At 39.1% G+C, this 24,480-nt stretch carries 22 protein-coding genes; 1 reads left to right on the forward strand and 21 read right to left on the reverse strand.

Annotated features, from left to right (window positions below; all coding sequences use genetic code 11):
• Window positions 1-25: 25 nt before the first annotated feature.
• The 18 genes from K1I61_RS03650 to K1I61_RS03735 form a co-directional block, all read right to left on the reverse strand.
• Complete coding sequence (locus K1I61_RS03650; RefSeq protein ID WP_223333266.1) at window positions 26-568, reverse strand: GNAT family N-acetyltransferase; 543 nt, start codon at window positions 566-568, stop codon at window positions 26-28.
• A 254-nt stretch (window positions 569-822) separates the two neighbouring features.
• Complete coding sequence (gene nadE, locus K1I61_RS03655; protein ID WP_223333273.1) at window positions 823-1,647, reverse strand: ammonia-dependent NAD(+) synthetase; 825 nt, start codon at window positions 1,645-1,647, stop codon at window positions 823-825.
• On the reverse strand, window positions 1,644-3,104 hold the full coding sequence (locus K1I61_RS03660; RefSeq protein ID WP_223333274.1) for a nicotinate phosphoribosyltransferase: 1,461 nt from the start codon (window positions 3,102-3,104) through the stop codon (window positions 1,644-1,646). The genes nadE and K1I61_RS03660 overlap by 4 nt, the downstream gene beginning before the upstream one ends.
• A 107-nt stretch (window positions 3,105-3,211) precedes the next feature.
• A complete protein-coding gene (locus K1I61_RS03665) occupies window positions 3,212-3,700 on the reverse strand; it encodes a DUF6773 family protein (protein ID WP_223333275.1) in 489 nt (162 codons plus the stop codon).
• Window positions 3,690-3,899 carry a helix-turn-helix transcriptional regulator gene (locus K1I61_RS03670; RefSeq protein ID WP_001107501.1) on the reverse strand — a complete coding sequence of 70 codons (210 nt, stop codon included), beginning with the start codon at window positions 3,897-3,899 and terminating at the stop codon, window positions 3,690-3,692. Before K1I61_RS03670 ends, K1I61_RS03665 begins: the two co-directional genes overlap by 11 nt.
• Before the next feature lie 149 nt (window positions 3,900-4,048).
• Window positions 4,049-4,459: a GNAT family N-acetyltransferase gene (locus K1I61_RS03675; RefSeq protein ID WP_223333277.1), complete on the reverse strand. Its 411-nt coding sequence runs from the start codon at window positions 4,457-4,459 to the stop codon at window positions 4,049-4,051.
• Window positions 4,460-4,557: 98 nt separating this feature from the next.
• On the reverse strand, window positions 4,558-5,931 hold the full coding sequence (locus tag K1I61_RS03680) for an amino acid permease (RefSeq protein WP_049495672.1): 1,374 nt from the start codon (window positions 5,929-5,931) through the stop codon (window positions 4,558-4,560).
• A gap of 81 nt (window positions 5,932-6,012) precedes the next feature.
• Window positions 6,013-6,495 carry a transcription elongation factor GreA gene (gene greA, locus K1I61_RS03685; RefSeq protein WP_223333283.1) on the reverse strand — a complete coding sequence of 161 codons (483 nt, stop codon included), beginning with the start codon at window positions 6,493-6,495 and terminating at the stop codon, window positions 6,013-6,015.
• A 77-nt stretch (window positions 6,496-6,572) separates the two neighbouring features.
• Window positions 6,573-8,264, reverse strand: a complete 1,692-nt coding sequence (gene mltG, locus K1I61_RS03690; protein ID WP_223333284.1) for an endolytic transglycosylase MltG — start codon at window positions 8,262-8,264, stop codon at window positions 6,573-6,575.
• A gap of 82 nt (window positions 8,265-8,346) precedes the next feature.
• A complete protein-coding gene (locus K1I61_RS03695; RefSeq protein ID WP_223333285.1) occupies window positions 8,347-8,841 on the reverse strand; it encodes a GNAT family N-acetyltransferase in 495 nt (164 codons plus the stop codon).
• Window positions 8,838-9,353 (reverse strand): GNAT family N-acetyltransferase, encoded by a 516-nt coding sequence (locus K1I61_RS03700; RefSeq protein ID WP_223333286.1) that lies wholly within the window; start codon window positions 9,351-9,353, stop codon window positions 8,838-8,840. Before K1I61_RS03700 ends, K1I61_RS03695 begins: the two co-directional genes overlap by 4 nt.
• 8 nt (window positions 9,354-9,361) lie before the next feature.
• Entirely contained in the window at window positions 9,362-10,696 is a 1,335-nt protein-coding gene (murC, locus tag K1I61_RS03705) for a UDP-N-acetylmuramate--L-alanine ligase (protein ID WP_006151975.1), read from the reverse strand.
• An 11-nt stretch (window positions 10,697-10,707) separates the two neighbouring features.
• Window positions 10,708-11,301 carry a divisome accessory protein ZapJ gene (gene zapJ / locus K1I61_RS03710; RefSeq protein WP_006151855.1) on the reverse strand — a complete coding sequence of 198 codons (594 nt, stop codon included), beginning with the start codon at window positions 11,299-11,301 and terminating at the stop codon, window positions 10,708-10,710.
• Between the two features lie 46 nt (window positions 11,302-11,347).
• Window positions 11,348-14,461, reverse strand: coding sequence for a pilus expression-regulating Snf2 family helicase (locus K1I61_RS03715; protein WP_223333287.1), 3,114 nt, complete (start codon window positions 14,459-14,461; stop codon window positions 11,348-11,350).
• Between the two features lie 91 nt (window positions 14,462-14,552).
• Complete coding sequence (locus K1I61_RS03720) at window positions 14,553-15,719, reverse strand: MalY/PatB family protein (RefSeq protein WP_223333288.1); 1,167 nt, start codon at window positions 15,717-15,719, stop codon at window positions 14,553-14,555.
• A gap of 4 nt (window positions 15,720-15,723) precedes the next feature.
• Window positions 15,724-16,818 (reverse strand): cystathionine gamma-synthase, encoded by a 1,095-nt coding sequence (locus tag K1I61_RS03725; protein WP_223333289.1) that lies wholly within the window; start codon window positions 16,816-16,818, stop codon window positions 15,724-15,726.
• Window positions 16,819-16,960: 142 nt separating this feature from the next.
• A complete protein-coding gene (locus K1I61_RS03730; protein ID WP_223333291.1) occupies window positions 16,961-18,919 on the reverse strand; it encodes a peptide ABC transporter substrate-binding protein in 1,959 nt (652 codons plus the stop codon).
• A gap of 201 nt (window positions 18,920-19,120) precedes the next feature.
• Window positions 19,121-20,743: a putative polysaccharide biosynthesis protein gene (locus K1I61_RS03735; protein ID WP_223333293.1), complete on the reverse strand. Its 1,623-nt coding sequence runs from the start codon at window positions 20,741-20,743 to the stop codon at window positions 19,121-19,123.
• Between the two features lie 105 nt (window positions 20,744-20,848).
• On the opposite strand from K1I61_RS03735, the gene K1I61_RS03740 reads away from it, so the two are divergent.
• Complete coding sequence (locus K1I61_RS03740) at window positions 20,849-22,294, forward strand: UDP-N-acetylmuramoyl-L-alanyl-D-glutamate--L-lysine ligase (RefSeq protein ID WP_223333295.1); 1,446 nt, start codon at window positions 20,849-20,851, stop codon at window positions 22,292-22,294.
• A gap of 33 nt (window positions 22,295-22,327) precedes the next feature.
• On the opposite strand, the gene K1I61_RS03745 is transcribed toward K1I61_RS03740, so the two are convergent.
• From K1I61_RS03745 to K1I61_RS03755, 3 genes are all read right to left on the reverse strand, one after another.
• Window positions 22,328-22,978 (reverse strand): DUF1803 domain-containing protein, encoded by a 651-nt coding sequence (locus tag K1I61_RS03745; protein ID WP_223333296.1) that lies wholly within the window; start codon window positions 22,976-22,978, stop codon window positions 22,328-22,330.
• Window positions 22,962-23,474, reverse strand: coding sequence for a YiiX/YebB-like N1pC/P60 family cysteine hydrolase (locus K1I61_RS03750; RefSeq protein ID WP_223333297.1), 513 nt, complete (start codon window positions 23,472-23,474; stop codon window positions 22,962-22,964). Before K1I61_RS03750 ends, K1I61_RS03745 begins: the two co-directional genes overlap by 17 nt.
• 63 nt (window positions 23,475-23,537) lie before the next feature.
• Window positions 23,538-24,473: a manganese-dependent inorganic pyrophosphatase gene (locus K1I61_RS03755; protein WP_223333298.1), complete on the reverse strand. Its 936-nt coding sequence runs from the start codon at window positions 24,471-24,473 to the stop codon at window positions 23,538-23,540.
• Between the last annotated feature and the right edge of the window lie 7 nt (window positions 24,474-24,480).

Here is a 24,480-nt window from a genome sequence, read left to right on the forward strand (position 1 = left end):
GATGGAAAAGAATAACTTTTCCATCTTATTTTTTGATTTGATAATAAATTTTATCAGCGATATAACCTTTTCGTTCAACTGCATTTGGAATTGTCTTCCAAAAAGTCATACCCGCCTTTTCCATCACACGACCAGAGGCGGGATTTAAGCTTGCATAGCAAGCATTAACCTCTTTAAATCTAATCTCATCCAAACAGTATGATAAAACAGCCTTCAAGGCTTCTGTCATGAGTCCTCGTCCCCAATAGTCCATCCCTAAGATATATCCGATCTCACAGCTAGAGTTTTCTTCATCCACACTGACCAGACTAATATCTCCAATGACATAGTCAGGATTTTCTTTGAGACAAGCGGCCCATTTGTAATAGTTAGGATTGTCATAGGATGCTACCCAATTGCCAATAGAATTTCTAGTCTGTTCGACATTCAGGTGTGGATTCCAAGTCACATAAGTCAGATTTTCTGAGCGTGAAGCCCAATTATCAAACATGGCTTCAGCATCACCTTCCACAAATCTCCTCAGTATCAATCGTTGAGTTTCTATAGGTTGTGTACCTAGTGGTTTCATAATCGTAACTCGCTTTCTGTTTGAATGCCCAAGCTAAAAAGATCCACTGGACCTTCTTCGCTTTCTTATTTCTAGGTGAGAGGGTAAAAACACTTTACTCATAAACATTGAGAAAATAACAGTTTCCTCTAATTTCATGACGCAGTAGCTGTCTGGCTTGCGGGGGGTGAGACTACGAAATCGAACTCTTCGAGTTACCGATTTTCCTCGTTCTCCTGTTTCTAGACTCGAGGTTCAAGGTCCCCCGGACCTTTTTACTCCCAAAACGTATCAAATACGGTGATTGGTAGGTGGCGTTTGTGTTGGCCTTTGTGCCACCATTTTTCAATGGTTGCTTGGGCTTCTGGGCTGACTTGTTTACCTTCCAGGTAGTCATCAATCTCTGCGTAGGTTACACCGAGTGCAACTTCATCTGCAATACCTGGTTTTTCTTCTTCTAGATCGGCAATCGGTACTTTTTCATAGAGAGTAGGATCAGCTCCAAGCTCCTTCAATAGTTGTTTTCCTTGACGTTTATTGAGGCGATAGAGAGGAAGAATATCTGCACCGCCGTCACCGAACTTGGTAAAGAAACCTGTGATATTTTCCGCAGCATGGTCAGTACCAATAACTGCTCCAATATGAGCTCCTGCGAGTGCATATTGGGCAATCATCCGGCTTCTAGCCTTGATATTCCCTTTATTAAAGTCTGACATTGGACTACCAGTAGCCTCTACTGCCACTGCCATTGCATCTACAGAATCCTTGATATTGACCACCAAACTAACATCTGGTTGGATAAAAGCTAGGGCTTTTTGGGCATCATCCTCATCAGCTTGAATGCCATAAGGCAGGCGAACTGCTATAAATTTATAAGAATCATCACCGGTTTCAGATCGCATTTCTTCCATAGCTAGTTGAGCAAGGCGACCAGCTAAAGTCGAGTCTTGACCACCAGAAATTCCTAATACATAACTTTTAAGGAAGGGATGTTTCTTCAAATATCTTTTTAGAAAGTCAATGGAACGACGGATTTCTTCTTGAGGGTCGATGACAGGTTTAACCCCTAATTGCTGGATAATGGTCTCTTGCAAACTCATTCTTCTTCTCCTTCACCTAGAGCTGCCTTACGCATCTTATCAATCAAGTCCATCTTATCTTGCCAAATATCATGCGCTAAGTCTACTGGATAATGTTGTGGGTTAAGAACACGTTTGTATTCATCCCAAAGCTTATCAAATTCCTTGCGAGCATAAGCTTGAATTTCAGGTAGACTCGGTAAATCATAGATTAGTTTTCCATCCTTGAAAATATCCACCAAGAGAGGAACTGCATCAAAATTACGGACAGTTTTCTTGATGTAAGTATAGGTTGGGTGGAACATCTTGAGTTCAGTCATACTTGACACATCAACGCCGTCATAGGTAATATAATCACCTTCAGATTTTCCTTTTTCACGACTGGTAATGCGCCAAACTTGTTTCTTACCTGGAGTTGAAACTTTTTCAGCATTGCTAGAGAGTTTGATAGTATTGTGCATCTGACCATTTTCATCTTCAATAGCAACAACCTTATAAACTGCTCCTAGAGCTGGTTGGTCATAGGCTGTAATGAGCTTAGTTCCTACACCCCAAACATCAATCTTAGCTTTTTGCATCTTGAGATTAAGGATGGTATTTTCATCAAGGTCATTGGATGCATAAATCTTAGCATCAGTAAATCCTGCCTCGTCCAGTTGTTGACGAACTTTTTTAGAAATATAGGCGATATCACCAGAGTCAATACGAACACCAAGGAAATTAATCTTGTCACCGAGTTCACGCGCAACCTGAATTGCTGCTGGAACACCGATGCGAAGGGTGTCATAGGTATCCACTAGGAAGACACAGTTTTTGTGAGTTGAGGCATAAGCTTTGAAAGCTTGGTAATCATTGCCATAAACTTGAACTAAAGCATGAGCATGAGTCCCTAAAACCGGAATTCCAAAGAGCTTACCTGCACGTACATTACTAGTTCCATTGGCACCACCAATGACAGCGGCACGAGTTCCCCAGATAGCTGCATCCATCTCTTGCGCACGACGTGTACCGAACTCCATCAAAGGCTCATCTTCAATGACCGAGCGAATACGAGCAGCCTTGGTCGCAATCAAGGTTTGAAAATTAACAATATTTAAAAGAGCTGTTTCAACCAATTGACACTGCGCCAAAGGTCCTTCCACTTGAACAATCGGTTCATTAGCAAATACTAAGTCCCCTTCCTGAGCAGAACGTACAGTCAATTCCAACTTGAGATGACGGAGATATTCCAGGAAGGCACCATGATAACCCAGTGATTCTAAATAAGCAATATCACTATCAGAAAAGCGCAGGTTTTCTAAGTAGTTCACAATTCGTTCCAAACCTGCAAAAACAGCATAACCATTTTTAAACGGTTGTTGGCGAAAATAAACTTCAAAAACTGCTTTCTTATTATGAATTCCTTGGTCGAAGTAAACCTGCATCATATTAATCTGATACAAATCTGTGTGCAATGTTAAACTGTCATCTGGGTACATATACTGTCCTTCTTCCCTATTTGTAAAAAGATGAAAATGTTTCTTCTTTTCTCATAAATTAGTACTATTATAACACATTTTCTCGATATTGATAAAAAGCTAACAAGCTATTCCATGCTCTCGAGCTCATCCATATCTTTTTCATACTTCTTCTGAGCCCATTCACCATAACTTTTCAAACCTAAGTTACCAATAAAGACCCAAGGAAGATAAAAGATATAGGTAAATACCCAAGCAAAAATGTATTTAAGATGTAAAGGGTTATGCTGATATATTTCGATATTGAACTGGTAGTTCTGTAGCATCAAGGTAGCTGTAATCACTAGAGTTAATAATAGGCAACCTAAAATTGTAAAATGAAAACGACTATAGTAAGTCACACCTAGACTTCTAGCACGATTGATAAAGTAAAAAGTCCCTATGATAATAATAGCGAGAAGCATGCTAGGATTAAAAAGGCTTGGTGCTAACACTGCTATGAAATAAGCTAGAAACAACAATCCGATAGAGATATAAAAACTCTCTGCACTAGCTTTATTCATCAGTTGTTCTTCTCTTTCGTCTAATAATTGATAATAATAAAATTTATTTTTCATCTTCTTCCTCCCAAAATAATTGGTCTAAAGTTTTCCCTAAGCATCTGCAAATAGACTGGCAAAGCGAAAGCGAGGGATTGTACTTTCCAGCTTCTATCAAGCCGATAGTCTGGCGCGTAACCCCGACAGCTTCTGCCAAGTCACCTTGTGTCATATCAAGCTCTACTCGAGCTAGTTTTAATTTTAAATTCTTAGCCACTTGTAACCTCCTCCTTAATTTTAAAAGTCGCGCTTCTTTTTTCAACTTTATTATATCATATATTTTACATAATGCAATATATATCTGTCATTTTGTGAGATTTTTTTTACAAAAAAACTCTACCACTTACATGATAGAGAGTTCTATGTTTACAAATCTTTTTGATAATAATGTCTTTGTCCAGTGTAGGGATAGTCTTTTAAGATAAAGACTTCCTTGTAGCCCTGCTTTTGATAAAAGGCTGGCGCTTGAAACTGATAGGTATTCACAAAAGCAAAGCGACAGTTTCTCTTTTTAGCTTCACTTTCTGCTTGCTGTAATAGTTGGGAGCCGATTCCTTGTCCTCGCAAGTCCTCCTTCACAAACAAATACTCAATTTCTAACCAATTCCCGAAAGTCTCTGCTACTAAACCAGCCATGATTTCACCATGTTCATCTTCGACATAAAGGTTTAGTGGCTCACTTTCAGCAACTTCTCTTTTGGAACGATTATAGGAGCGAATCAAGTCTCCTATTATTTGCGATTTCTGAGACTCTGTATTTTCCAATCTTATCTGCATCCAAACCTCCTCAAAGATACTTATAGCTTGATTATAGTCTTATTACCAAGAGCTGTCAAACTAGAAAGCTCATCAACCTGAGTTGATGAGCTTATAACTTATTTTCTAAATTTCCATTGGCTATAAATACCAAAAGCAACAATCCAGATAGCTGAACCTTTGGCTCCCATTACTGTTGATTCTTGTAAAAAGAGAGTTCCGAATACAAAGATGAAGAAGAGCATAGTCAGAGGATTTAGCAAGCGATATTGGGGCATGAGATAGCCATCTGCCATAAAGTCTTTTGACTTGCGATACTTAAGATGGGCCACCATGATTAAGATGTAGATAGCGATATAAACACCTGATGAAGAAGCCGTAATCAAAGCAAAGGCATCTGATACGCCAGGAAGTACATTGATGAAGGCTGCAAAACCAATCAATACCGCAGAAGCAATGATAGCATTCTGAGGAACGTTGTGGCGTGAAAGTGTATCTGCCTTAATAGCTTTCAAGAAACGATTTGGTGAATCATGGGCAATTTGGTACAAGTGACGACCTGTTGAGTAAAGAGTTGAATTCAAGGCTGACGCAGCGGAAGTCAAGACAACAAAGTTAATCAAGGCTGCTGCCCACTTAAGACCAACAAGTTCAAATACCGTTACAAATGGTGAATCCGTCGCAGAAAGCTCACGCCAAGGAATAATAGACATGATTGCAAGCAAAGCCCCACCGTAGAAGAAGATAATTCGCAAAGGAATTTCCTTAACCGCCTTGGGCAAGACTTTTCGAGGATCTTTGGTTTCAGATGTTGTAACGCCAATAAATTCAATCATCAAGTAAGCAAAGAAAACCATTTGAAAGGCCATGACAAAGTTCATTCCTCCATTTGGGAAAAGGGAGAATTGCTCACTAATATTGACAAGGCTTGCTGATCCATAAGGAGTTTCAAAGCCGGTCAAGACCATAAAAATACCCGTCGCAATCATGGCAAGAATAGCAACGATTTTAATCATGGCAAACCAAAATTCCACTTCACCAAATATTTTAACTGCAATCAGATTGACCAATCCTAAAATTGTTAAAAAGACAACCTGAATCAACCAAGATGGCCAAGACGGAAACCAAAACTGAACATAGTGAGCAATAGCTGTAATCTCAGCCATACCAATAAAGACTACTGATAACCAATAAGACCAAACCGAGAAATATCCCCAGCCCTTTCCAAGATAGCGAGTAATAAAATTGATAAAGGTGTGTTGCTCCGGGTCTTGGTACAACATTTCTCCAATAGCACGCATCATGAGATACATGAAGCCACCTGTAATCATATAGACCAAAACAATCGAGGGTCCTGTTAAACTAATAGACCGACCAGCCCCAAGAAATAATCCCGTACCAATCGTTCCTGCAATGGCCATAACCTGAACATGGCGATTGGTTAGGCCACGTTCCATTTTACTTTTCTTTTTGTGCTTTTTTTCTGAATTCATATAGTCTCCTTAATTTTTAGAATTAAGAAAAGGAGTGATAGGAAACGCTTTCCCTAAATCTACTCCTTCTTTTTTATCCTATTAAACGGTTTTTTCAACTTTTAAGATTTTAACATCATAGCTTCCAGCAGGTGTTTCGATTGTAACAACATCACCTTTTTTCTTACCAATCAATGCCTGACCAATTGGGCTTTCATTTGATACTTTTCCTGCAAAGGCATCTGCTCCAGCTGAACCAACGATGATGTATACTTCTTCATCTTCTTCGCCAATTTCTTGAATAGTTACAGTTCGACCAATAGCAACCTCATCCTGAGCAACTGCATCGCTGTTAACGATTTCTGCATAACGAATCTTAGTCTCTAGACTTGAGATTTGTCCTTCAACGAAGGCTTGCTCGTCCTTAGCTGCTTCATACTCACTGTTCTCTGACAAATCACCGTATGAACGTGCAATTTTGATACGTTCTACAACTTCTGGACGACGTACTAGTTTCAATTCTTCTAATTCTTTTTCGAGTTTTTCCTTTTCTTCCAAGGTCATTGGATAAGTTTTTTCTACCATTTTTCTCAACTTTCTTTTGATTGTTTAACTAACTTTTTACTTTCTTAAAGCAAAATTATGTGGAAAACCACATAATTTTAGTTTGTGCTATTTGATTGAGGTAATTTACTATTGATATGTTCTTGAACATTACGATCATGTTCTTCCAATGTTGTTGCATAGTAAACTTTACCATCTTGAACATTGGCTACAAAATAGAGATATTCACTCTTTGTCTGATTGATACTTGATTCAATAGCATCCAAGCTTGGGCTATCAACTGGTCCAGGCATTAGACCTACTTTTGTATAGACATTATATGGTGAATCAATAGATGTATTAATGGCTGCATCATCAGAGAGACTGATGTTTTGACCAAGTTTGCCTTCTGCGTAAAGGATAGCAATATTACTTTGAAGTGGCATACCGATGTTTAAGCGGTTATAGAAGATTCCTGCAATCAGCTTACGATCTTCTGTTTTTGCTCCTTCTTTCTCAACAAGTGACGCAATTGTTAAGAGCTCATTTACGGTTAAGTTCTTTTCTTTGATAGCAGCATAGTGTGAAGAAAGGTTCTTATCCATAGCTGCAAGCATTGAATCAATTAAACTTTCAACAGTTGTACTTTCTTTGATCGTATAAGTCGCAGGGAAAAGATAACCTTCCAAACGGTAACGAACACCACTATCTTTTGCTGGTAAGCTTTCAAGTAAGTTTGGATATTTGGCAACCTCTTGAGCAATAAAGGTCTCATCTTGGGCCTTAGCCAAGAATGATTCCGCTGTCAAAGGTTCCTTAAAGTCGCCTTGAAGTTGGCCAACTGTCTGAGCAATCTGTTCCAAAGTATAGCCTTCAGGAATAGTCAAGTCTGCAAGAGTAACTTCCTGAGGTTCAGGTGTACCACCCTTTTGCAACTCTTTAATGACATCTTCAACGCTCATACTCTTTTGCAAGTTGTAATAACCAGACTTCAATCCAGTGTAGTTTTTATACTTGGCATAAAGTGTAAAGACCAAACCGTTTTTAATAACACCAGATTTTTCCAAAACTGAGCCAATTTCTTGAGTATTAGCACCATCTGGAATCTGAACTGACATATATTGTTTAGAACTTGGATCTACTGGTTGTAGAGCTGATTCAGCATAGCGAAGGCCAAAGAAACCACCAGCACCAATTAGAATCAATAATACCAAAACTGTTACTAAAAATCCTTTTAAGCGGAATTTTTTCTTTTTCTTGGCTGGTTTCACAGTCTCTCTCCGACTTCTTCTAGGAAGTTCTGCTTCTTCAGTAGCTTCTTGACTTGCCAATTCTTCCTCATGTGACGCAAGGTTTACTGTTTCTTTTTCTGGAACAGTATCAAATGCACGGTAAGAAACTGAAACTCTAGTTGGAATTGAATTATTTTCTTCTTTTTCCGGAATTGATTGAGATGACTCAACTACTTCTTCTGGAATTTCTTCTTGTACTTCTTCTTGCACTGCTTCTGGAACTGCTTCTTGTACTTCCTCTGCAGCTTCTTCTGGAACTTCTTCTACAAGAACAGGACGCTCAGGAACAGTTGGGGCATTATCAATCAATTGATCAACAGCTGCAACTGATTTTGCAATCAACTCCTCTTCCGAAATACTTGATTCCTTTTTTTCTGAAGTTGCTTCAGAAGGTTTTGCTAAAGTTGAAAAAAGGTCATCCGTTTGTTCAACTTCATTTGCCTCTTTTTTAAGTCGTTCTAAATCTCGCAAAATTTGCTCTTTAAAACTCAACTTTTCTTCATTTGAATTTTCGCTCAAAGGTATTTACCTCCTTGTTGATAATCCTTAATATTATATCTTAAAAACTAAAGAAAAGCAACCTTAGAAGCCTTTCTACTCACTAATTCTTGTTTTCCCAGACCATATCATACCATTCTTCTCCCGCAAATTGGGACTTAGACTTTCCTTCATTGACAAAACCATGCTTCTCATAGTATTCAATAAGGTAGTCATGACAGGTCAGATTGATACCCTCTCGTTCATGCTTAAGAGCCACTTCTTTCAATGCGGTCAGGAGTTTTTTCCCCAGCCCTAGAGATTGAGCTTCTTTTGCTATAGAAAGACAAGTCACAGAAATATAACCACCTTCCTTATGACTGTGGTCTTTTATTTCTTCAGTGAAAGACTGGTCTTGTAAATAACGATGAGGGATTACCGGTCCTTCGATATAACCAAGTATCTCTCCCTCTTTTTCAGCCACTAGAAAGCTCGTTTTTATTTCCTTTAAATGTGCTTCAAAGACAGATCGAGGTATGGCTTCTTCAATAGAAAAATTTTCTAGTTCAATCTCTAAAATACGGTCTAAATCATTAAGTCTAGCTTGTCGAATAATCATAGTTCCTCCTGATAAAAGGGATTCTTCCAGCACATGAGAAAATCAACTTCATTTCCGACTCCCAAGTCTACTATTCCTTGCTCTATAAATTCATTCATCTCAAAATAAGACAGCAATTCATCTTTACAGAGCAGATAAATAGCTGGACTATTTTGTTGAAGAGCAACTTGTTTCATGGCTGCAAGCAACAAGGTTCCAAATCCTTGCCCTTGATAATTCGGATGAACAGATAAAGCATCAATCACAAGATTTCCATTACTAATAGCTTCTCCATCTGCCATCTCTACTATCCATCTACTTACTGAGGAAGTAGCAAAATCTGTCGCTAAAATATAAGCAATCACCTGATCATCTATACTAGCTAAGAGAAACGTATCCGCAAAATTACGGATACGTTCTTCTATTATTTCTCTATTAAATGTTTCTTGGAAGTTTTGAGTACTCTCCTGTATCAAGCAAACCTGCTCGATATCAGATTGCTGAACTTCCTTTATTTTAATTGGAAATTCCATGGTTTTCCTTACTGAACATTACTTGTCAAATTAGACAAGAGACGTTCGAATGAGTATTCATATGATTGAATGTCACCTGCTCCCATAAAGACGTATACAGCATTGTCATGGTCTAAGAGCGGAGACACATTTTCAACAGTGATAACTTGATGTTTTTTATCAATCTTAGCTGCTAAATCTTCAACCTTAACATCACCATGGTCAACTTCGCGAGCTGATCCATAGATTTGTGCTAGGTAAACTGCATCAGCCTGATTCAAGGCTTGTGCAAAATCATCCAACAAAGCAATTGTACGAGTAAAAGTATGCGGTTGGAAAATAGCAACGATTTCCTTGCTTGGGTATTTTTGACGTGCAGCATCTAGAGTTGCAATGATTTCAGTTGGGTGATGCGCAAAATCATCGATAATGACTGTATCGTTAACAATCTTTTCTGTAAAGCGACGCTTAACTCCTCCAAAAGTATTCAAGTGTTCACGTACCAAATCCAAGTCAAAGCCAGCAGTATAAAGCAAACCAATTACTGCTGTGGCATTCATGATATTATGGCGACCGAAAGTTGGAATGTGGAATTGACCCAACTCTTGACCACGGAAGTGAACTGTAAAGGTTGAACCTGTTGTAGAACGAAGCAAATCGCTAGCTACAAAGTCATTGTTGTCTGCTTCAAAACCGTAATAATAGATTGGAGCATTTGCCGTAATCTTACGCAACTCAGCATCTTCACCGTAGACAAACAAACCTTTGGTGATTTGTTTAGCATAATCATTGAAGGCGTTGAAGACATCCTCTAAGCTTGTGAAATAGTCAGGATGGTCAAAGTCGATATTCGTAATAATAGAGTACTCTGGGTGATATGGCATGAAATGACGTTCGTACTCGTCTGATTCGAAGACAAAATACTTGGCATTTTCAGAACCACGACCTGTACCATCTCCAATTAGATAGCTAGTATCAGTGATGTGGGACAAAACGTGAGAAAGCATACCTGTTGTTGAAGTCTTACCGTGTGCTCCGGCAACACCCATGCTGATAAAGTCACGCATAAAGCTACCAAGAAACTCATGATAACGTTTATAGCTTAGCCCATTCTTGTCTGCATAGGCAATTTCAACATTGTTGTCTGGACGAAAGGCATTCCCAGCTATGATTTCTAAATCCCCTTGAAGATTTTTCTCATCGAAAGGTAAAATTTTAATCCCTGCTTGCTCTAGCCCACGTTGTGTAAAGTAATATTTTTCCACATCAGATCCTTGGACCTTGTGCCCCATTTGGTGCAACATCAAAGCCAAGGCACTCATTCCTGATCCTTTAATTCCGATAAAATGATAGGTTTTTGCCATCTTTTTCCCCTTTACTCTGTCATATTTGTCAAGTTCAACTCTTGAGCAATTTTACGTTCTTTTTCTGATTGATTTTCTTTTTTGTTATAAATTTGGCTTTTCTTTAAAAAATCATAATTATTTTTCTTTGGTCCAAGATGCTCTTCTTTGCTTGTCTGTTGCATCTGAGGAGCCATTTCAGCCAAAATATAATGGTTCTGAGTTAGTTTGTCACTAAATTTTGCTAGCTCCCCAGGATTTTCCTTTTGGAAAGGAGCTGTTGGCTGATTTGCCTGTCTTACTACATTATTTGAAGGTTTATAACGTTTCGTAAAACTAACATCTTGAGTCAAATATTTTGCTGAACGTTTCCGTTTTAGATCGGCTCTTGCTTCTTCACGAGCAAGTTCAGCATAGGATTTTTCCTTCTTTTCAGGTAGCTTATCTGATGCTTGAACCAGTGGCTTTTTTTCGGTAGTAATTGGTGACCATTCCAAGTAGTTTTTGTCCTGGTAATCTCCCTTGATATTACTAATGAGATCCGACTCATCATATAAATCCATAAATGGCATCTCTGTCAGCATAATCTCATCATCTGACACTATTGGAAATCGTACTTGTTTCATTTTTATTCCCTTTCAATACTCCATTATAACGTAAAGTCTTGATTTTTCAAGTCTTGGCTTCAGAAATTCCTAATATTTCTTGAATTTCAGTAAGTGTGAGACTTCCACGAGACTCTGTTCCATCCAATACTTCTGAGACCAGATTCTTTTTCTCTTCCTGCAACTCTTGAATCTTCTCCTCGATTGTGCCTCTAGTTACTAGACGATAAACCTCAACAGCTTGGTCTTGTCCCATACGGTGGGCCCGGCCAATAGCCTGTGATTCAACTGCCGGATTCCACCATAAATCTACCAGAATAACTGTATCCGCACCAGTAAGGTTGAGACCAACTCCACCAGCTTTTAGAGAAATCAAAAATACATCGCGCTCACCTTGGTTAAAAGCCTTGGTCATTTCTTGACGCTCCTGTGATGGTGTAGAGCCAGTAATCTTAAAGGAAGTTAAGCCAAGCTGAGGCAACTCCTTTTCGATGCGATCAAGCATTCCCCTAAATTGAGAGAAGATGAGTACACGATGATTTCCCTCAGCAATTTGACCTAACAGATCTCGTAAACTATCAAGCTTCCCGCTATCTCCCTTATAATCTTCCATAAATAGAGCTGGAGTATCACAAATCTGGCGAAGACGCATGAGTCCTGTTAAAATTTCAACTCGATTTCGTTGAAATTCTGCATCGGTCACTTGTCCCAAGCGCTCTTGCATCTGTTGAAGTTGAGCTAGATAGATAGCTTTTTGCTGGTCCTCCAGTTCATTTTTATAAACGACTTCTATCAGATCAGGTAACTCTGTAAGAACATCCTCTTTTTTTCGACGCATGACAAATGGTTTGATAAACTGTGCCACTCTCTCAGCAGGCAATTTCATAAAGTCTTTTTTTGCTGGCAAAAGTCCTGGCAATACAATCTGAAAGATAGACCATAATTCCCCTAGATTATTTTCAATTGGTGTTCCGGAAAGAGCAAAAACTGATGGAACCACAAACTTTCTCAAAATCTTAGCAATTTTGGTTTGGGCATTTTTCATCACTTGGGCTTCATCTAGAAATAGAAAATCAAAAGATAAATTTCGATAGATTTCACTATCCTGACGGAAAGTGGCATAACTGGTCACATAGACCTGATGTTTTTCTGCTAAAATAGTCTCACGATAAGGTTTCAATCCATGTACGACAGCCACATCCAAATTCGGTGCAAATTTTTTAAATTCATCAGCCCAATTATAGATGAGACCAGATGGAGCAAGAATCAAGACACGGCTATTCTCCTGAAGTTGGCTACTTAAAAAAGCGATGGCTTGTAAGGTTTTTCCAAGTCCCATATCATCAGCTAAAATTCCACCAAATCCATAATGGTCTAACATCTGAAGCCATTGAATCCCTTTTTTCTGATAATCCCTGAGTTGGACTCGAATATCTAGGGACTTCATCGGAAAATCCTCTGGATGCGTTAAATGATGCGCCAAATGACGAAATTCATCAGTAAAAGTAACTTGATCCTTGTCCTTAAACAGATGAGATAAGGTATAAGCCAAAGACTTGCGAGCCTGGAAAGCAGTACTCTCTATCTCATCAATTCCTAATTCCTCTAAATCTTGTCGAATACGTTTTGTCTGTTCATCAAAATAATAGACCTGATCAGACGAGCTAATATAATAGTCCTGCTTGGCAACGAGAGCTTTCATTGCTCGATTGATTTCTTCTTGATCAATATCCTGAAAATCAAATTGAATTTCTAAAAGACTTCCCTTGGATGATATCTGAACTTGAGGTTTTTGAATCTGATAAAGATCTTGCATACTCTCAGAAATCTTTAATTCTCCTAGCGCTGAAAAGGCTGGTAATACTTCCTGAAAGAATGTATGGACTGCTTCAGCTTTCAAACTTTGACGCCACGAACGAAAATCCGCTTCAAACCCCGCAGATAAAGCCAACTGAAAAATCTGTTTTTCCAATTGAATATCATTAGCAAAAGGGAGGTTCTCTAGTTCATTACGATTGGTTACTAGGCAAGTTTCATATTGAAATTGCATATCTAATCGAATAGAACCATCCTCTTCTCGTTCCATATAAAAAGACGGACGGAAGGATTGGATTTGTAGTGAATCAGGAGCTTCTACTTTTCCTAGGCATTTAAACTGTGACAAGGTCGAAGCTAAAAGGTCTCGATCACGAGTATCAAACTGTAAGATCTTTCTACCACCATTGTCTAAAGGAACTTTTCTAAGCGCATCTAATAAACTAGCCTGTTTTTTCGTCATCAGGAAAAAATTCCCCTTGTAGAATAATACTTGTCCTCTGTAAAAGAAATTAAGCCCTGTCTGTTCGAAAATTTCCATTTCAAAATAGTTGGATTCAAAATAGTTGGATTTTTCTTCAATTCTAAATGAAAACAAACTTGCTTGGCCATCAAAGTCTTGGAAGAGAAGACGATGATAACTCGAAAGTTGGTGGTCAAACTGAAAGGCTTCTAATCCCATCAGTAGACTAGCCCCCTGCTCAAAAAAGGTTTTAGGGAAATAGAGATGTCGTCCTTGATTTGGGAAAAAAATAGAATTGTCTGTTTTCTCCTCAACTAATCCAAGTAAAAAATTCAAAACTTCTTGACTGGCTTTATCAAATTGTTCAAGTCTTAATGAAGTCTCATAATGCTTTCCTATCATGTAAGGTTTGGAAAACTCTATGACTTTTAAGAAAAGAGGGATATCCCTAATCACATAAAATTTGTCTTGTTGAGAAAGACCAATTCTTAAAGTCCAGATAATGCGATTGGTTCCTGCTTCCACCTGCCCTTGAGCAGAAAGCCGATAGATGTTGGATTGACGCGGAACTTGGATAGACTTCAAGAATTCTCCTCCGAAAGTCACCTGTGTCTCAACAGTTTCCTTCTCTTCCTGATTAGCCTCCAGATTGAGTAAGATTTCCTGTCCTAGTTGATCATTTTTCAAGTAATATTCTAGAGCTGCTAAATGAACACAGTAACCTCTTTTTTTGAAAAAATCACATGCACAAAAAATCAAGTCATCGTCTAAACTATAACGAATTTCTTCTTCCGCTACACGCGCATAGATGCGATGGTCTTGTTCCTTAATGATTTCAATCTGACCAGTTTCATAGAGTTCCACTCCCTCCATTCGAAGCTTTCCTGGAATCAATTTAGCCATAATTTCCCCTTTACTTTATCTCTTAATTATACCATATTTTCGCCTATGAAAATAGCCTTCTAGGAAGACTTTTCTCCTAAAAGGCTAGTTTTTAAAGATTTGAAAAAGTGGCAATGATTCGTTGGCAGACTTCTTCCAAAATAGATGTCGGCATTGCTACATTTAAGCGAGCGTGGAGGGCTCCTTCTTCACCAAAGTCCAAGCCCCTATTCAGGATAACTTTGGCTTCGTCTCTTAAAAGCTTTCTTAGCTCTTCATCGCTAATATCATATGCTGAAAAATCAAGCCAAATGAGATAGGTCCCTTGAGGTTTCATGACCTTGATTTTAGTTTCTTTGCCAAATACATCCACTACATAATTGATGTGTGTCTCAATCAGTTCTTTGAGTTCTGTCAACCAATCTTCACCATATCGATAGGCAACTTCTGTTGCCAAATATCCCAAACCTGAGATTTCATGTTGATTATTAGCCAGCTGGCGCTTTTGGAAAGCAAGTCTCAACTTAGGATTTTCGATAATAGCGTAGGAATTCTTCGTCCCAGCAATGTTAAAGGTCTTGGTAGCACTGCTTAAAATCAGTGAAAATTCTTTAAAATCTTCATTTACCGTATTGAATGACTGGTGCTTGTTTCCAAATAGAGCTAAATCTTGGTGAATCTCATCAGAAACCAGCAAGACTCCATGTTTTTGACAAAGTTGTCCAATCTTCTCTAAGACTTCCTTTTCCCAAACGCGTCCACCAGGATTATGAGGATTGCAGAGAACGTAGAGTTTCACATCTTCTTCGACAAAGTCTTTCTCCAATTGATCAAAGTCAATCTCAAAAAGTCCGTCTTTTTCTACTAGAGAGTTGGTGATTAGTCTACGATTATTGAGCTTAATACTTCGAGCAAAAGGAGGATAAACCGGTGTGTTAATCAGAACCGCTTCACCTTCTTTGGTAAAGGCTTGAATGGCTGTTGAAATAGCTGGCACTACCCCTTCGATAAAGACTAGAGCATCCTTTTCAAAGCGATAACTATGGTGTTTTTCCTCCCAGTTTTGAACGGCTTCAATCAATCCATCACTCGCATAGGTATAACCATAGACTAATTGCTCAGCATAGTCATGGACAGTCTGACGAATCTCAGGTAAGACTTCAAAGTCCATATCAGCAATCCAGGCCGGCAATACTTGACGATCAGTCTCTGCTTCTTTCCATTTGTAGGTATGATGTCCAAAACGATTGGGCAAAGTCGTAAAATCATATTTCCCCATAGTCTTATCCTTCCAAAGCTTGACGCAAATCTTCAATCAAGTCCCTAGCATCCTCAATACCAATAGACAAGCGCAAGAGGTCATCTGTCAATCCATAAGAATGACGAACTTCTGCAGGAATGTCTGCATGGGTTTGAGTGGTTGGGTAGGTAATCAGACTTTCAACACCACCCAGGCTTTCAGCAAAAGAGAATACTTTCAAAGTATTTAAGATATGAGGGATTCGTTTTTCATCCGCCACTTTAAAGGAAATCATTCCCCCACGACCTGTATACAAAACTTCTTTGACTGCAGGTGATTGTTCCAAAAAGGCTACGATTTCTTGAGCATTAGCTGTTGAGCGCTCCATACGAAGTGACAATGTTTTAAGACCACGAATCAATTGATAACTATCAAATGGTGACAAAACAGCCCCTGTCGTGTTGAGATTGTAAAAGAGTTTTTCGTACAAATCAGCATTATCTGTCACAACTACACCAGCTAGAACATCATTATGGCCTGCAAGGTATTTTGTCGCTGAATGAAGGACAATATCTGCTCCATCTTCAATTGGACGTTGGTAAATCGGGCTATAGAAGGTATTATCGACGACAACTTTAGCACCCTTAGCATGAGCTAATTTTGACAATTTTTCAATGTCAAATTCCAACATCAAAGGGTTGGTTGGTGTTTCGATATAAAGTACATCCACATCCTTTTCTAGCTCGGCAATTAGCTCTTCTTCTGTGTTGGCATAGGTAAAGTGGAATCGTCCTTCCTGCTCCACTTGATTGAACCAGCGGAAAGAACCACCGTAAAGGTCACGGACAGCCAAAACCTTACTTCCTACTGGAAAAACGCTAAAGGCTAACACAATCGCAGACATACCTGAACTAGTCGCCAAAGCATACTTGGCTGATTCAATAGCTGCCAAAACTTCCTCTGCCTTGCTACGAGTTGGGTTTTTGGTGCGGGTATAGTCAAATCCAGTTGATTGACCAAATTCTGGGTGCTGATAAGTCGTTGAAAAGTGAATAGGTGTAACCAAAGCACCTGTTGCCTCATCAGACTTGATCCCTGCTTGGGCTAAAATTGTGTTGATGTGAAATGATTTACTCATACAATACCTCCAAATCTATAGTAACTATTGTACCACTTATTTTGGATCCTTCGTTTTCTTGTTTTCAAGAGCTAGTTATAGTTTCAAACTATATAAAAAACGATAACCTCATCAAAGGTTACCGTTTTTAAATTTAGAGTCATTACTTAACGTGTTTAGCAAAATCTTCTTGGGCTTTTTTATTAGATTCTTCTTTTTCTTTCAACCATTTTTCTTTGGCTTTTTCATATTCATCTTTTGTAACTGTCTTATCTTGTAATTTGAGGTATTTATATGATTCAACCCCTTTATTACCAGCCAATGAATATGGTGTTGAGAAAGGAATAATTTTTCTCAATGTTGGTGTTCCGCCCTTAGAAACATTTGGAATTGCTAAAGCGCTATCTACCAACCACGCTTGGATCTCAGCATACTTTTCATAGCGTTTTACAAGATCTTGTTCCTTATTAGCTTCCTCCAACATTTGAGTGTAGACATCCAATCCAACAGCCTTGGCCTTGTCATTGGCCTCACCTGGCTCTAAACCTAGATTTTGCAACAAACCACCAGAATTAATGTTTAAGACATCAAGGTAGGTTGAAGGATCTTGGTAATCAGGACCCCAACCACCGTTGTAAAGATCATAATCCTTCTGAGCTGCGGTCTGAGCCAAATAGCTTGTATTGTCATAATCTTCAGTAGTGAGTTGTTGAATATCAATTACAACGTTCTCTGCACCTAAGGCTGCTTCAATAGATTGCTTCATAGAATTTGCCTCTTGAACACCCTTTTTAGCAGCTTGGTCAACTGTCATATCCAAGTGGATAGGGAATTGGACTCCTTTGGCTTGGAGTTCTTTCTTAGCTTCTGCAAATTTAGCCTTAGCTTTTTCTGGATTGTAGTATGGATCCTGGGCATCTGCAAAGTTGATTCCTTGCCATTCTTTACCATAATTCACCATCTTAGAAGCCACTACTTCACCAAAGTCTTTTCCGTTGATACTTACGAAGTTTGGAGGAACAACCAAGTTACGCAAAATCTTAGTTGCCCCCTCTTCTCCCTGAGATTGAGCCCCGTAAGCTGTACGATCATAGGCAAAGTTAATGGCTTGACGGAAGTTTTTATTAAGAACCGCTTCCTGAGTCGATTTCTTTTCAGCATCACTTGTTTTTGAAGTGAATTTATATGATTTTCTATCTAAGTTGAAGTTTAAGAAGTAAGAAGTAGCATCTTGCAAGCTATAGATGATATTATCCTTATTCTTCTCTTTAATCCCTTCAAAACTTGAACTATTTGGATAAAGACGAGCATAGCTATAGGCACCCTCTACATAGTTACGAGCCAGTGCATCTTGATCACTACCATCATAATAGGCCAATTTGACATCATCTACAAAGACATTTTTAGCATCCCAGTAGTTAGGATTTTTCTTGAATTCGATGACAGATTTTGAAACAAAGGATTTCATCAAGAAAGGTCCATTATACAAAATGCTAGATGGGTCTACCCGCCCAAAATCATCCCCTTTTGATTTCAAGAAATCTGCATTGACTGGGAAGAGAATGGTTGACGTTGTTTTTGAGTTCCAGTAAGATTCTGGTCGTGTCAAAGTGTACTGAACTGTTTGGTCATCAAGAGCCTTGACTCCGACAGTTGAAAAGTCTGTTGTTTTACCAGTGATATAGTCATCTAAACCAGCAACGGATTCTTGCACTAAGTACAAGGCTTCTGATTTTTTATCAGCCGCATATTTCAAACCTGTCACAAAATCTTGGGCAGTTACAGGAGCATATTCTTCTCCATCTGCAGTATACCACTTAGCATCTTTACGCAGTTTGTAGGTATAGGTCAAACCGTCTTGAGAAACAGTCCAATCCTCAGCCAAAGATGGAATATAGTTTCCATACTGGTCATTTTCCATGAGTCCATCTACCAAATTGGTAACGATATCATTGGTTGTTGCACGGTTTTCTGCAAGATAGTTCAAACTAGACGGATCGCTACTATATACATAGTTGTATGTTTTAGTTGAACTAGCTGAGTTGCTACAAGCCGCCAATAGCAGACCTGCACTTAGGGCAACGCCTGCTAGCGTCAGATATTTCGCTTTAGACTTTTTCATAAACAGAACCTCCAAATTTAAATATTTGTATCATTATACAGCTATTGTTTTTTTTTAGTCAAGCGATTTTATCTAAATTTTACCAAATTATAGATTTTTTTCAACAAATTTTATATTTTATCCTATTTTTTTAATAAAAAATGAACGATTTGAACATTTCAATAGATAAAAATTCAAATCGTTCATTTTATTTATAAAATATTAGGTTAATTTTAATCGTGCTCGTAACTGATTTGCTTTTTCCTGTCCAATAACCTTATCCAAAAGTCGAGTATAGAGACACATAACTCCGTAAAGCCCGCCACCGATTGTACCAATTAAGGCGACATATAGGAAACTCCAGAAACGTCCAGTTGGTTGGAAGACAAATCCAATAATCCATTGCAAGAGTCCTACTAGAATAAACATAACCAGAGTCAAAATAGTAACTAAGATTGTTCTCTTCAGAATTATCTTTCGACGCGCACCTGTAACCTGACAGATATCACGATACATCAAGACATTCGGGATGATAAGACCGATAGTCGTTGAAATGAGAGGACCATAACTATGGAAAATAGCTATCGATGGTAATTGTAGAACAATCTTCGCAATTGAGCCATAAACAAAATACAAGACTGCCTTGCGGTTACGGAACATCGCCTGAAGCATTGGTGACAAGACCATGTACAAGCCAAGAATTGTTGATTGCAAGACCGCAAAGACAAATAAGCCCATAGCCAAGCCATCTGGCTTACCGTAAAAGACTGTATAGAGTGGTTCACCTACCATGACTACTCCAACCGTTGCAGGTAAGAGGAATAGGAAGAGCATGGTGATACTATCTTGAACTAGACGAGAAGCCGCTGGCAAATCCCCTTTGACATAGTTCTCAGTCAAGAGAGGCAGACCAACACTACCAATCGAAACTCCAACCGAAATCAAAATCATAGTGATTTTATTAGGATTGGCAGAGAAATAAGAAAACATGACAACTAAGTCTTCATTACTATAGTTGGTAAACCACTTCATGCTATTGATAAAGGTCATTTGGTCCAAGATTTGGAAAAGCTGAATAGCCGAACCAGTCAAGATAAAAGGAATTGCTTCCTTAATCGTATCAACCAAAAGACTCTTACTGTCAATCTTATCTCGTGTTTCAAAAACTTTTTGGAGCAATCCTTCCTTATAAAGGAAATAAAGTAAGACTGCAAAACTAGCTACCATTCCCACAAAAGCTGCAAAGGTAGATTGGGTAACAGCTGATAGATAATCCTTTGAACCGAGCTTCATGATGATAAAGGTTGCTAAGAGCATCCAAATGACACGGATAACCTGCTCAGCAATTTGACTCATGGCATAAGGTTTAAGATTATTCATCCCTTGGAAAAATCCACGGATAACACTCATAGATGGGAATATCAAGACAGCCCACGCTAAACTTTGCATAATTGGAATTAAGTCCTTACCGACTCCGGAAAGGTCCGCCAACCAAGGTGCAAAGAGGTATAAGATCAAGGCAAAGGCAAGTCCTAGCACAGTCATAAAGCCCAAGAAACTTCGAATCAGGGCAAAACTATGCTCTTCCTCATGCATGGTATTGTATTTAGCGACCTGCTTTGCGACCGCCACTGGGATACCTGCTGTCGAAATCAACAAGAACCAAGCATAGATATTGTAACCCATGGTAAAGAGACCATTAGCCTTAGCAGCATATGTTCCCATCCAAATATACCAAGGGATAATGTAAATAGCCCCGAGCAGGCGACTGATAAAGTTACTAGCTGTAAGCCAAGCAGTCCCGCGTAACATCTGGGCCTGCTGATGATTATTTTCGTTAGACATAACTTCCTCATTCAATTTTAATCACTAGGAAAAGTTCCTTATCTTCCATTATAAACTTTTCCTTGTTACTTGTAAAATTCAGACTTTCAGTTTACAATAGAAAGTATGATAAAGATTGAAACCGTATTAGATATTTTAAAGAAAGACGATCTCTTCCGTGAGATTATCGACCAAGGACATTACCACTATAATTTTAATGATGTAACTTTTGATAGCATCTGCTACGATAGCCGAAAAGCAAAAGATAATAGCCTATTTTTTGTTAAGGGAGCTGCTTTCAAGAAGGAATTTCTTCTTTCAGCAATCTCACAAGGACTCGGTTGGTATGTAGCGGAGCAGGATTATGAAGTAGGCATTCCTGTCATCGTTGTTAGCGATATTAAGAAGGCTATGAGTTTGATTGCCATGGAATTTTATGGCAATCCGCAGGAAAAACTAAAACTTCTCGCTTTCACTGGTACCAAAGGAAAAACAACAGCGGCATACTTCGCCTACAATATCTTAAATCAGCAACATCGTCCTGCTATGTTATCAACTATGAATACGACTTTGGACGGAAAAACTTTCTTCAAGTCTGCTCTGACAACACCTGAAAGCATCGACCTCTTTGATATGATGGCGCAGGCAGTTGATAATGGAAGAAGCCACCTTATTATGGAAGTTTCCAGTCAAGCCTACTTGGTGAAACGAGTTTACGGTCTTACTTTTGATGTAGGTGTGTTCCTAAATATCAGTCCTGACCATATTGGTCCTATTGAGCATCCAACCTTTGAAGACTACTTCTACCACAAGCGTCTCTTGATGAAAAATAGCCGAGCAGTTGTCATTAATAGCGATATGGACCACTTCTCTGTCTTAAAAGAACAAGTTGAGAACCAAGATCATGACTTCTACGGTAGCCAGTCAAGTAACCAAATCGAGAACTTCAAAGCCTTTAGCTTCTCAGCTACTGGTAAATTAGCTGGCGATTATGATATCCAGTTGATTGGATATTTCAACCAAGAAAATGCAGTCGCTGCAGGACTTGCCTGCCTTCGTTTAGGTGCTAGTCTTGAAGACATCAAAAAAGGGATTGCTGCAACACGCGTTCCTGGCCGTATGGAAGTTCTCACTCAGAAAAATGGCGCAAAAGTTTTCATCGACTACGCCCATAATGGTGATAGCTTGAAGAAATTGATCTCAGTCGTTGAAACACATCAGACTGGAAAGATTGCTTTAGTACTCGGATCAACAGGAAACAAGGGAGAAAGCCGTCGTAAGGACTTTGGACTTCTGCTCGATCAACATCCTGAAATTCAAGTATTTCTAACGGCTGACGATCCAAACTATGAAGATCCAATGGCCATTGCTGATGAAATTAGCAGCTACATCCATCGTCCTGTTGAAAAGATTGCTGACCGTGAGCTAGCTATCAAGGCTGCGATGTCTGTTACAGATCAAGAACTGGATGCTGTGATTATCGCTGGTAAAGGAGCTGATTGCTATCAAATCGTCCAAGGCAAGAAGGAAGACTACGCTGGAGATGCAGCTATCGCAGAACGTTTTCTATAAGAACTTAAAGAAGGCTAGGGAATTTCCTAGCCTTTATTTTTTTATAAATATGAGTCTTTCTTTGTCAAATTCTACAGCTAACTCATATTTCCCCTCTTCATTTTGAACGATGTAGCCTAACAAAACTAAACTATCGACAAAGATATCACGTCGTTTCTGCATGAGTTGATCTTTCTTAAGAAACTTGAGCAAAAAAGTAGTCATATACTTGAGAGCATACTCAGGATTGACATCCCCTAAAATTTCATACAGTCTCTGCTGTTCTTCCGTCAGTGGATACTGGAACTTGACCTTGTAGAAGTAATTAGACAAGGTCATCTTTTCCCTTGCAAAATCGGTGTGTTCTTCTAGGATAGCCGCATTGGTTTGATTGCGCAATTCTGTCTTAAAATCTTTCTCCAGGATTTCTTGATAAACAGGACTATCATCGCTCACAAAGACTTCTTGGTCTAGTTCAAGAAATTCTGTAGATTCTAGAAATGGGAGATTGAGATAATAGCGTTTATTCTCTCTCAAAATCAAACCCGCTTTAATGTATTCCTCCAAAAACTTATCAACTGGTATCTCTGGAAACTGAGCCTTGATTTCACGGAGGATAACATCATCATGCTGATCAAGATAGTCTACCAAATCTCTAAAGAATGGTTGTCGCGTCAAGCGAGATGGATTAAAAATCTGAATCATGAAGATTCCTTTCTTTACAAACTAAAAGTGGAGAGGCTGCTAATTGACTCGGGTTAGTGCCAGGCTGATTCAGAGGTACAGGAAGACCCAACTCTCGATAATAGTCTTTCCAGAAATCACTGATTTCTTGCTCACCATCCCCAAACTTCATGGGAATGGTCTCAAAAATAGGGAGGATTTCTGCTACAAACTGGGAACAATAGAAACCATCTCCATCTGGATAAAAGGAAGCATTGTAGGGAGCCCCTAAGAGACTCTCTGCTCGCTTTTTGACCTCTGCACCATCAATCTGCTCATAGTGATAAAGGTCATAGACTTTTCCAGCTTCAAAGAAGTCCTCAGGATCCTGGGCAAGGACGCCACCTTCCACCGTAGCATGATAGACCTGTCCGTCCAAAAAGATGGCCACATGGCTATAGTGACCAGTAGATTCCTGGATGGCCTGTCCTATATTCGAATCATCTTTCACAAAAATCAAATCGCCATTTTCTAACATACTTCTCTCCTAGCAAAAAAGGAGCCGAAACTCCTTTTTAACAATGGGCTTTCCCATATATGATTATGCATTAAAGCTTTCAGTCAATTGTGGTACCACTTGTTTCTTACGTGAAACAGCACCTGGAAGGAAAGCGTGGTTGTTTTCAAGTTTGAAGTTGAAGGCTGCTTCCACCTTGTCCATATTAGCACCAAGAGCCAAAATTTCTGAGTTAGAGTTGACGATATCTGTAATCATCAAGACAAAGTCAGAGTAGCCGTTAGCTGCAATTGCGGCTTGGATGGCTGCTTCGATTTCAGCTTGTCGTTCCAAGACTTCAGCAATATCAACTGTGTTGACTTGAGCCACACGAACATTGTTTCCGTTGAGTTCAAATGTCTTGGCATCGATATTAATCAATTCTTCAGCAGATTTTCTTGCCAAGTTTGTACCAGCCTTGAGCATGGCAAGACCGTATTCTTCCAAGTTCACACCAGCCAATTCAGCCAATTCAGGCGCAATCACCTTATCTGATGGGTGAGTGGTTGGAGATTTCAAAAGAAGAGTATCTGAAATCAAACCTGAAAGCATCAAACCTGCGATTTCTTTTGGTACAGCTACACCATGTTCTTTGAACATGCGGTATACGATAGAAGATGTGGATCCAACTGGTTCCAAACGCATGTAAAGTGGGCTGGCAGTTTCAAAGTTAGCCACACGGTGGTGATCCACCACACCGTAAACTTCTACTTCAGCGATATCTGAAACAGATTGTTGGAATTCATTGTGGTCTGTTAGGATGACTTGCTCTGCACCTTCTGCTTTAGCAGATGTGATCACGCGCGGTGCGTCTACACCAAAATAGTTCAAGACAAAAGCTGTTTCTTCATTTGGAGTTCCAAGAGCAACCGCTTCTGTATCCAAACCGTAAGCTTCTTTTGCAAGATAAGCAAAAGCTACAGATGAACCAATAGCATCTGAGTCTGGATTTTGGTGACCAAATACTAGAATCTTAGACATGATAATA

Source organism: Streptococcus infantis, from assembly GCF_019929665.1.
Lineage (GTDB): Bacteria > Bacillota > Bacilli > Lactobacillales > Streptococcaceae > Streptococcus > Streptococcus infantis_H.

What these genes read in the sequence shown, in the direction of transcription:
- K1I61_RS03650 (WP_223333266.1), bottom strand. Translation starts at nt 568, where the DNA reads ATGAAACCACTAGGTACACAACCTATAGAAACTCAACGATTGATACTG.
- nadE (WP_223333273.1), bottom strand. Translation starts at nt 1,647, where the DNA reads ATGAGTTTGCAAGAGACCATTATCCAGCAATTAGGGGTTAAACCTGTC.
- K1I61_RS03660 (WP_223333274.1), bottom strand. Translation starts at nt 3,104, where the DNA reads ATGTACCCAGATGACAGTTTAACATTGCACACAGATTTGTATCAGATT.
- K1I61_RS03665 (WP_223333275.1), bottom strand. Translation starts at nt 3,700, where the DNA reads ATGAAAAATAAATTTTATTATTATCAATTATTAGACGAAAGAGAAGAA.
- K1I61_RS03675 (WP_223333277.1), bottom strand. Translation starts at nt 4,459, where the DNA reads ATGCAGATAAGATTGGAAAATACAGAGTCTCAGAAATCGCAAATAATA.
- K1I61_RS03680 (WP_049495672.1), bottom strand. Translation starts at nt 5,931, where the DNA reads ATGAATTCAGAAAAAAAGCACAAAAAGAAAAGTAAAATGGAACGTGGC.
- greA (WP_223333283.1), bottom strand. Translation starts at nt 6,495, where the DNA reads ATGGTAGAAAAAACTTATCCAATGACCTTGGAAGAAAAGGAAAAACTC.
- K1I61_RS03695 (WP_223333285.1), bottom strand. Translation starts at nt 8,841, where the DNA reads ATGATTATTCGACAAGCTAGACTTAATGATTTAGACCGTATTTTAGAG.
- K1I61_RS03700 (WP_223333286.1), bottom strand. Translation starts at nt 9,353, where the DNA reads ATGGAATTTCCAATTAAAATAAAGGAAGTTCAGCAATCTGATATCGAG.
- murC (WP_006151975.1), bottom strand. Translation starts at nt 10,696, where the DNA reads ATGGCAAAAACCTATCATTTTATCGGAATTAAAGGATCAGGAATGAGT.
- zapJ (WP_006151855.1), bottom strand. Translation starts at nt 11,301, where the DNA reads ATGAAACAAGTACGATTTCCAATAGTGTCAGATGATGAGATTATGCTG.
- K1I61_RS03715 (WP_223333287.1), bottom strand. Translation starts at nt 14,461, where the DNA reads ATGGCTAAATTGATTCCAGGAAAGCTTCGAATGGAGGGAGTGGAACTC.
- K1I61_RS03720 (WP_223333288.1), bottom strand. Translation starts at nt 15,719, where the DNA reads ATGGGGAAATATGATTTTACGACTTTGCCCAATCGTTTTGGACATCAT.
- K1I61_RS03725 (WP_223333289.1), bottom strand. Translation starts at nt 16,818, where the DNA reads ATGAGTAAATCATTTCACATCAACACAATTTTAGCCCAAGCAGGGATC.
- K1I61_RS03730 (WP_223333291.1), bottom strand. Translation starts at nt 18,919, where the DNA reads ATGAAAAAGTCTAAAGCGAAATATCTGACGCTAGCAGGCGTTGCCCTA.
- K1I61_RS03735 (WP_223333293.1), bottom strand. Translation starts at nt 20,743, where the DNA reads ATGTCTAACGAAAATAATCATCAGCAGGCCCAGATGTTACGCGGGACT.
- K1I61_RS03740 (WP_223333295.1), top strand. Translation starts at nt 20,849, where the DNA reads ATGATAAAGATTGAAACCGTATTAGATATTTTAAAGAAAGACGATCTC.
- K1I61_RS03745 (WP_223333296.1), bottom strand. Translation starts at nt 22,978, where the DNA reads ATGATTCAGATTTTTAATCCATCTCGCTTGACGCGACAACCATTCTTT.
- K1I61_RS03750 (WP_223333297.1), bottom strand. Translation starts at nt 23,474, where the DNA reads ATGTTAGAAAATGGCGATTTGATTTTTGTGAAAGATGATTCGAATATA.
- K1I61_RS03755 (WP_223333298.1), bottom strand. Translation starts at nt 24,473, where the DNA reads ATGTCTAAGATTCTAGTATTTGGTCACCAAAATCCAGACTCAGATGCT.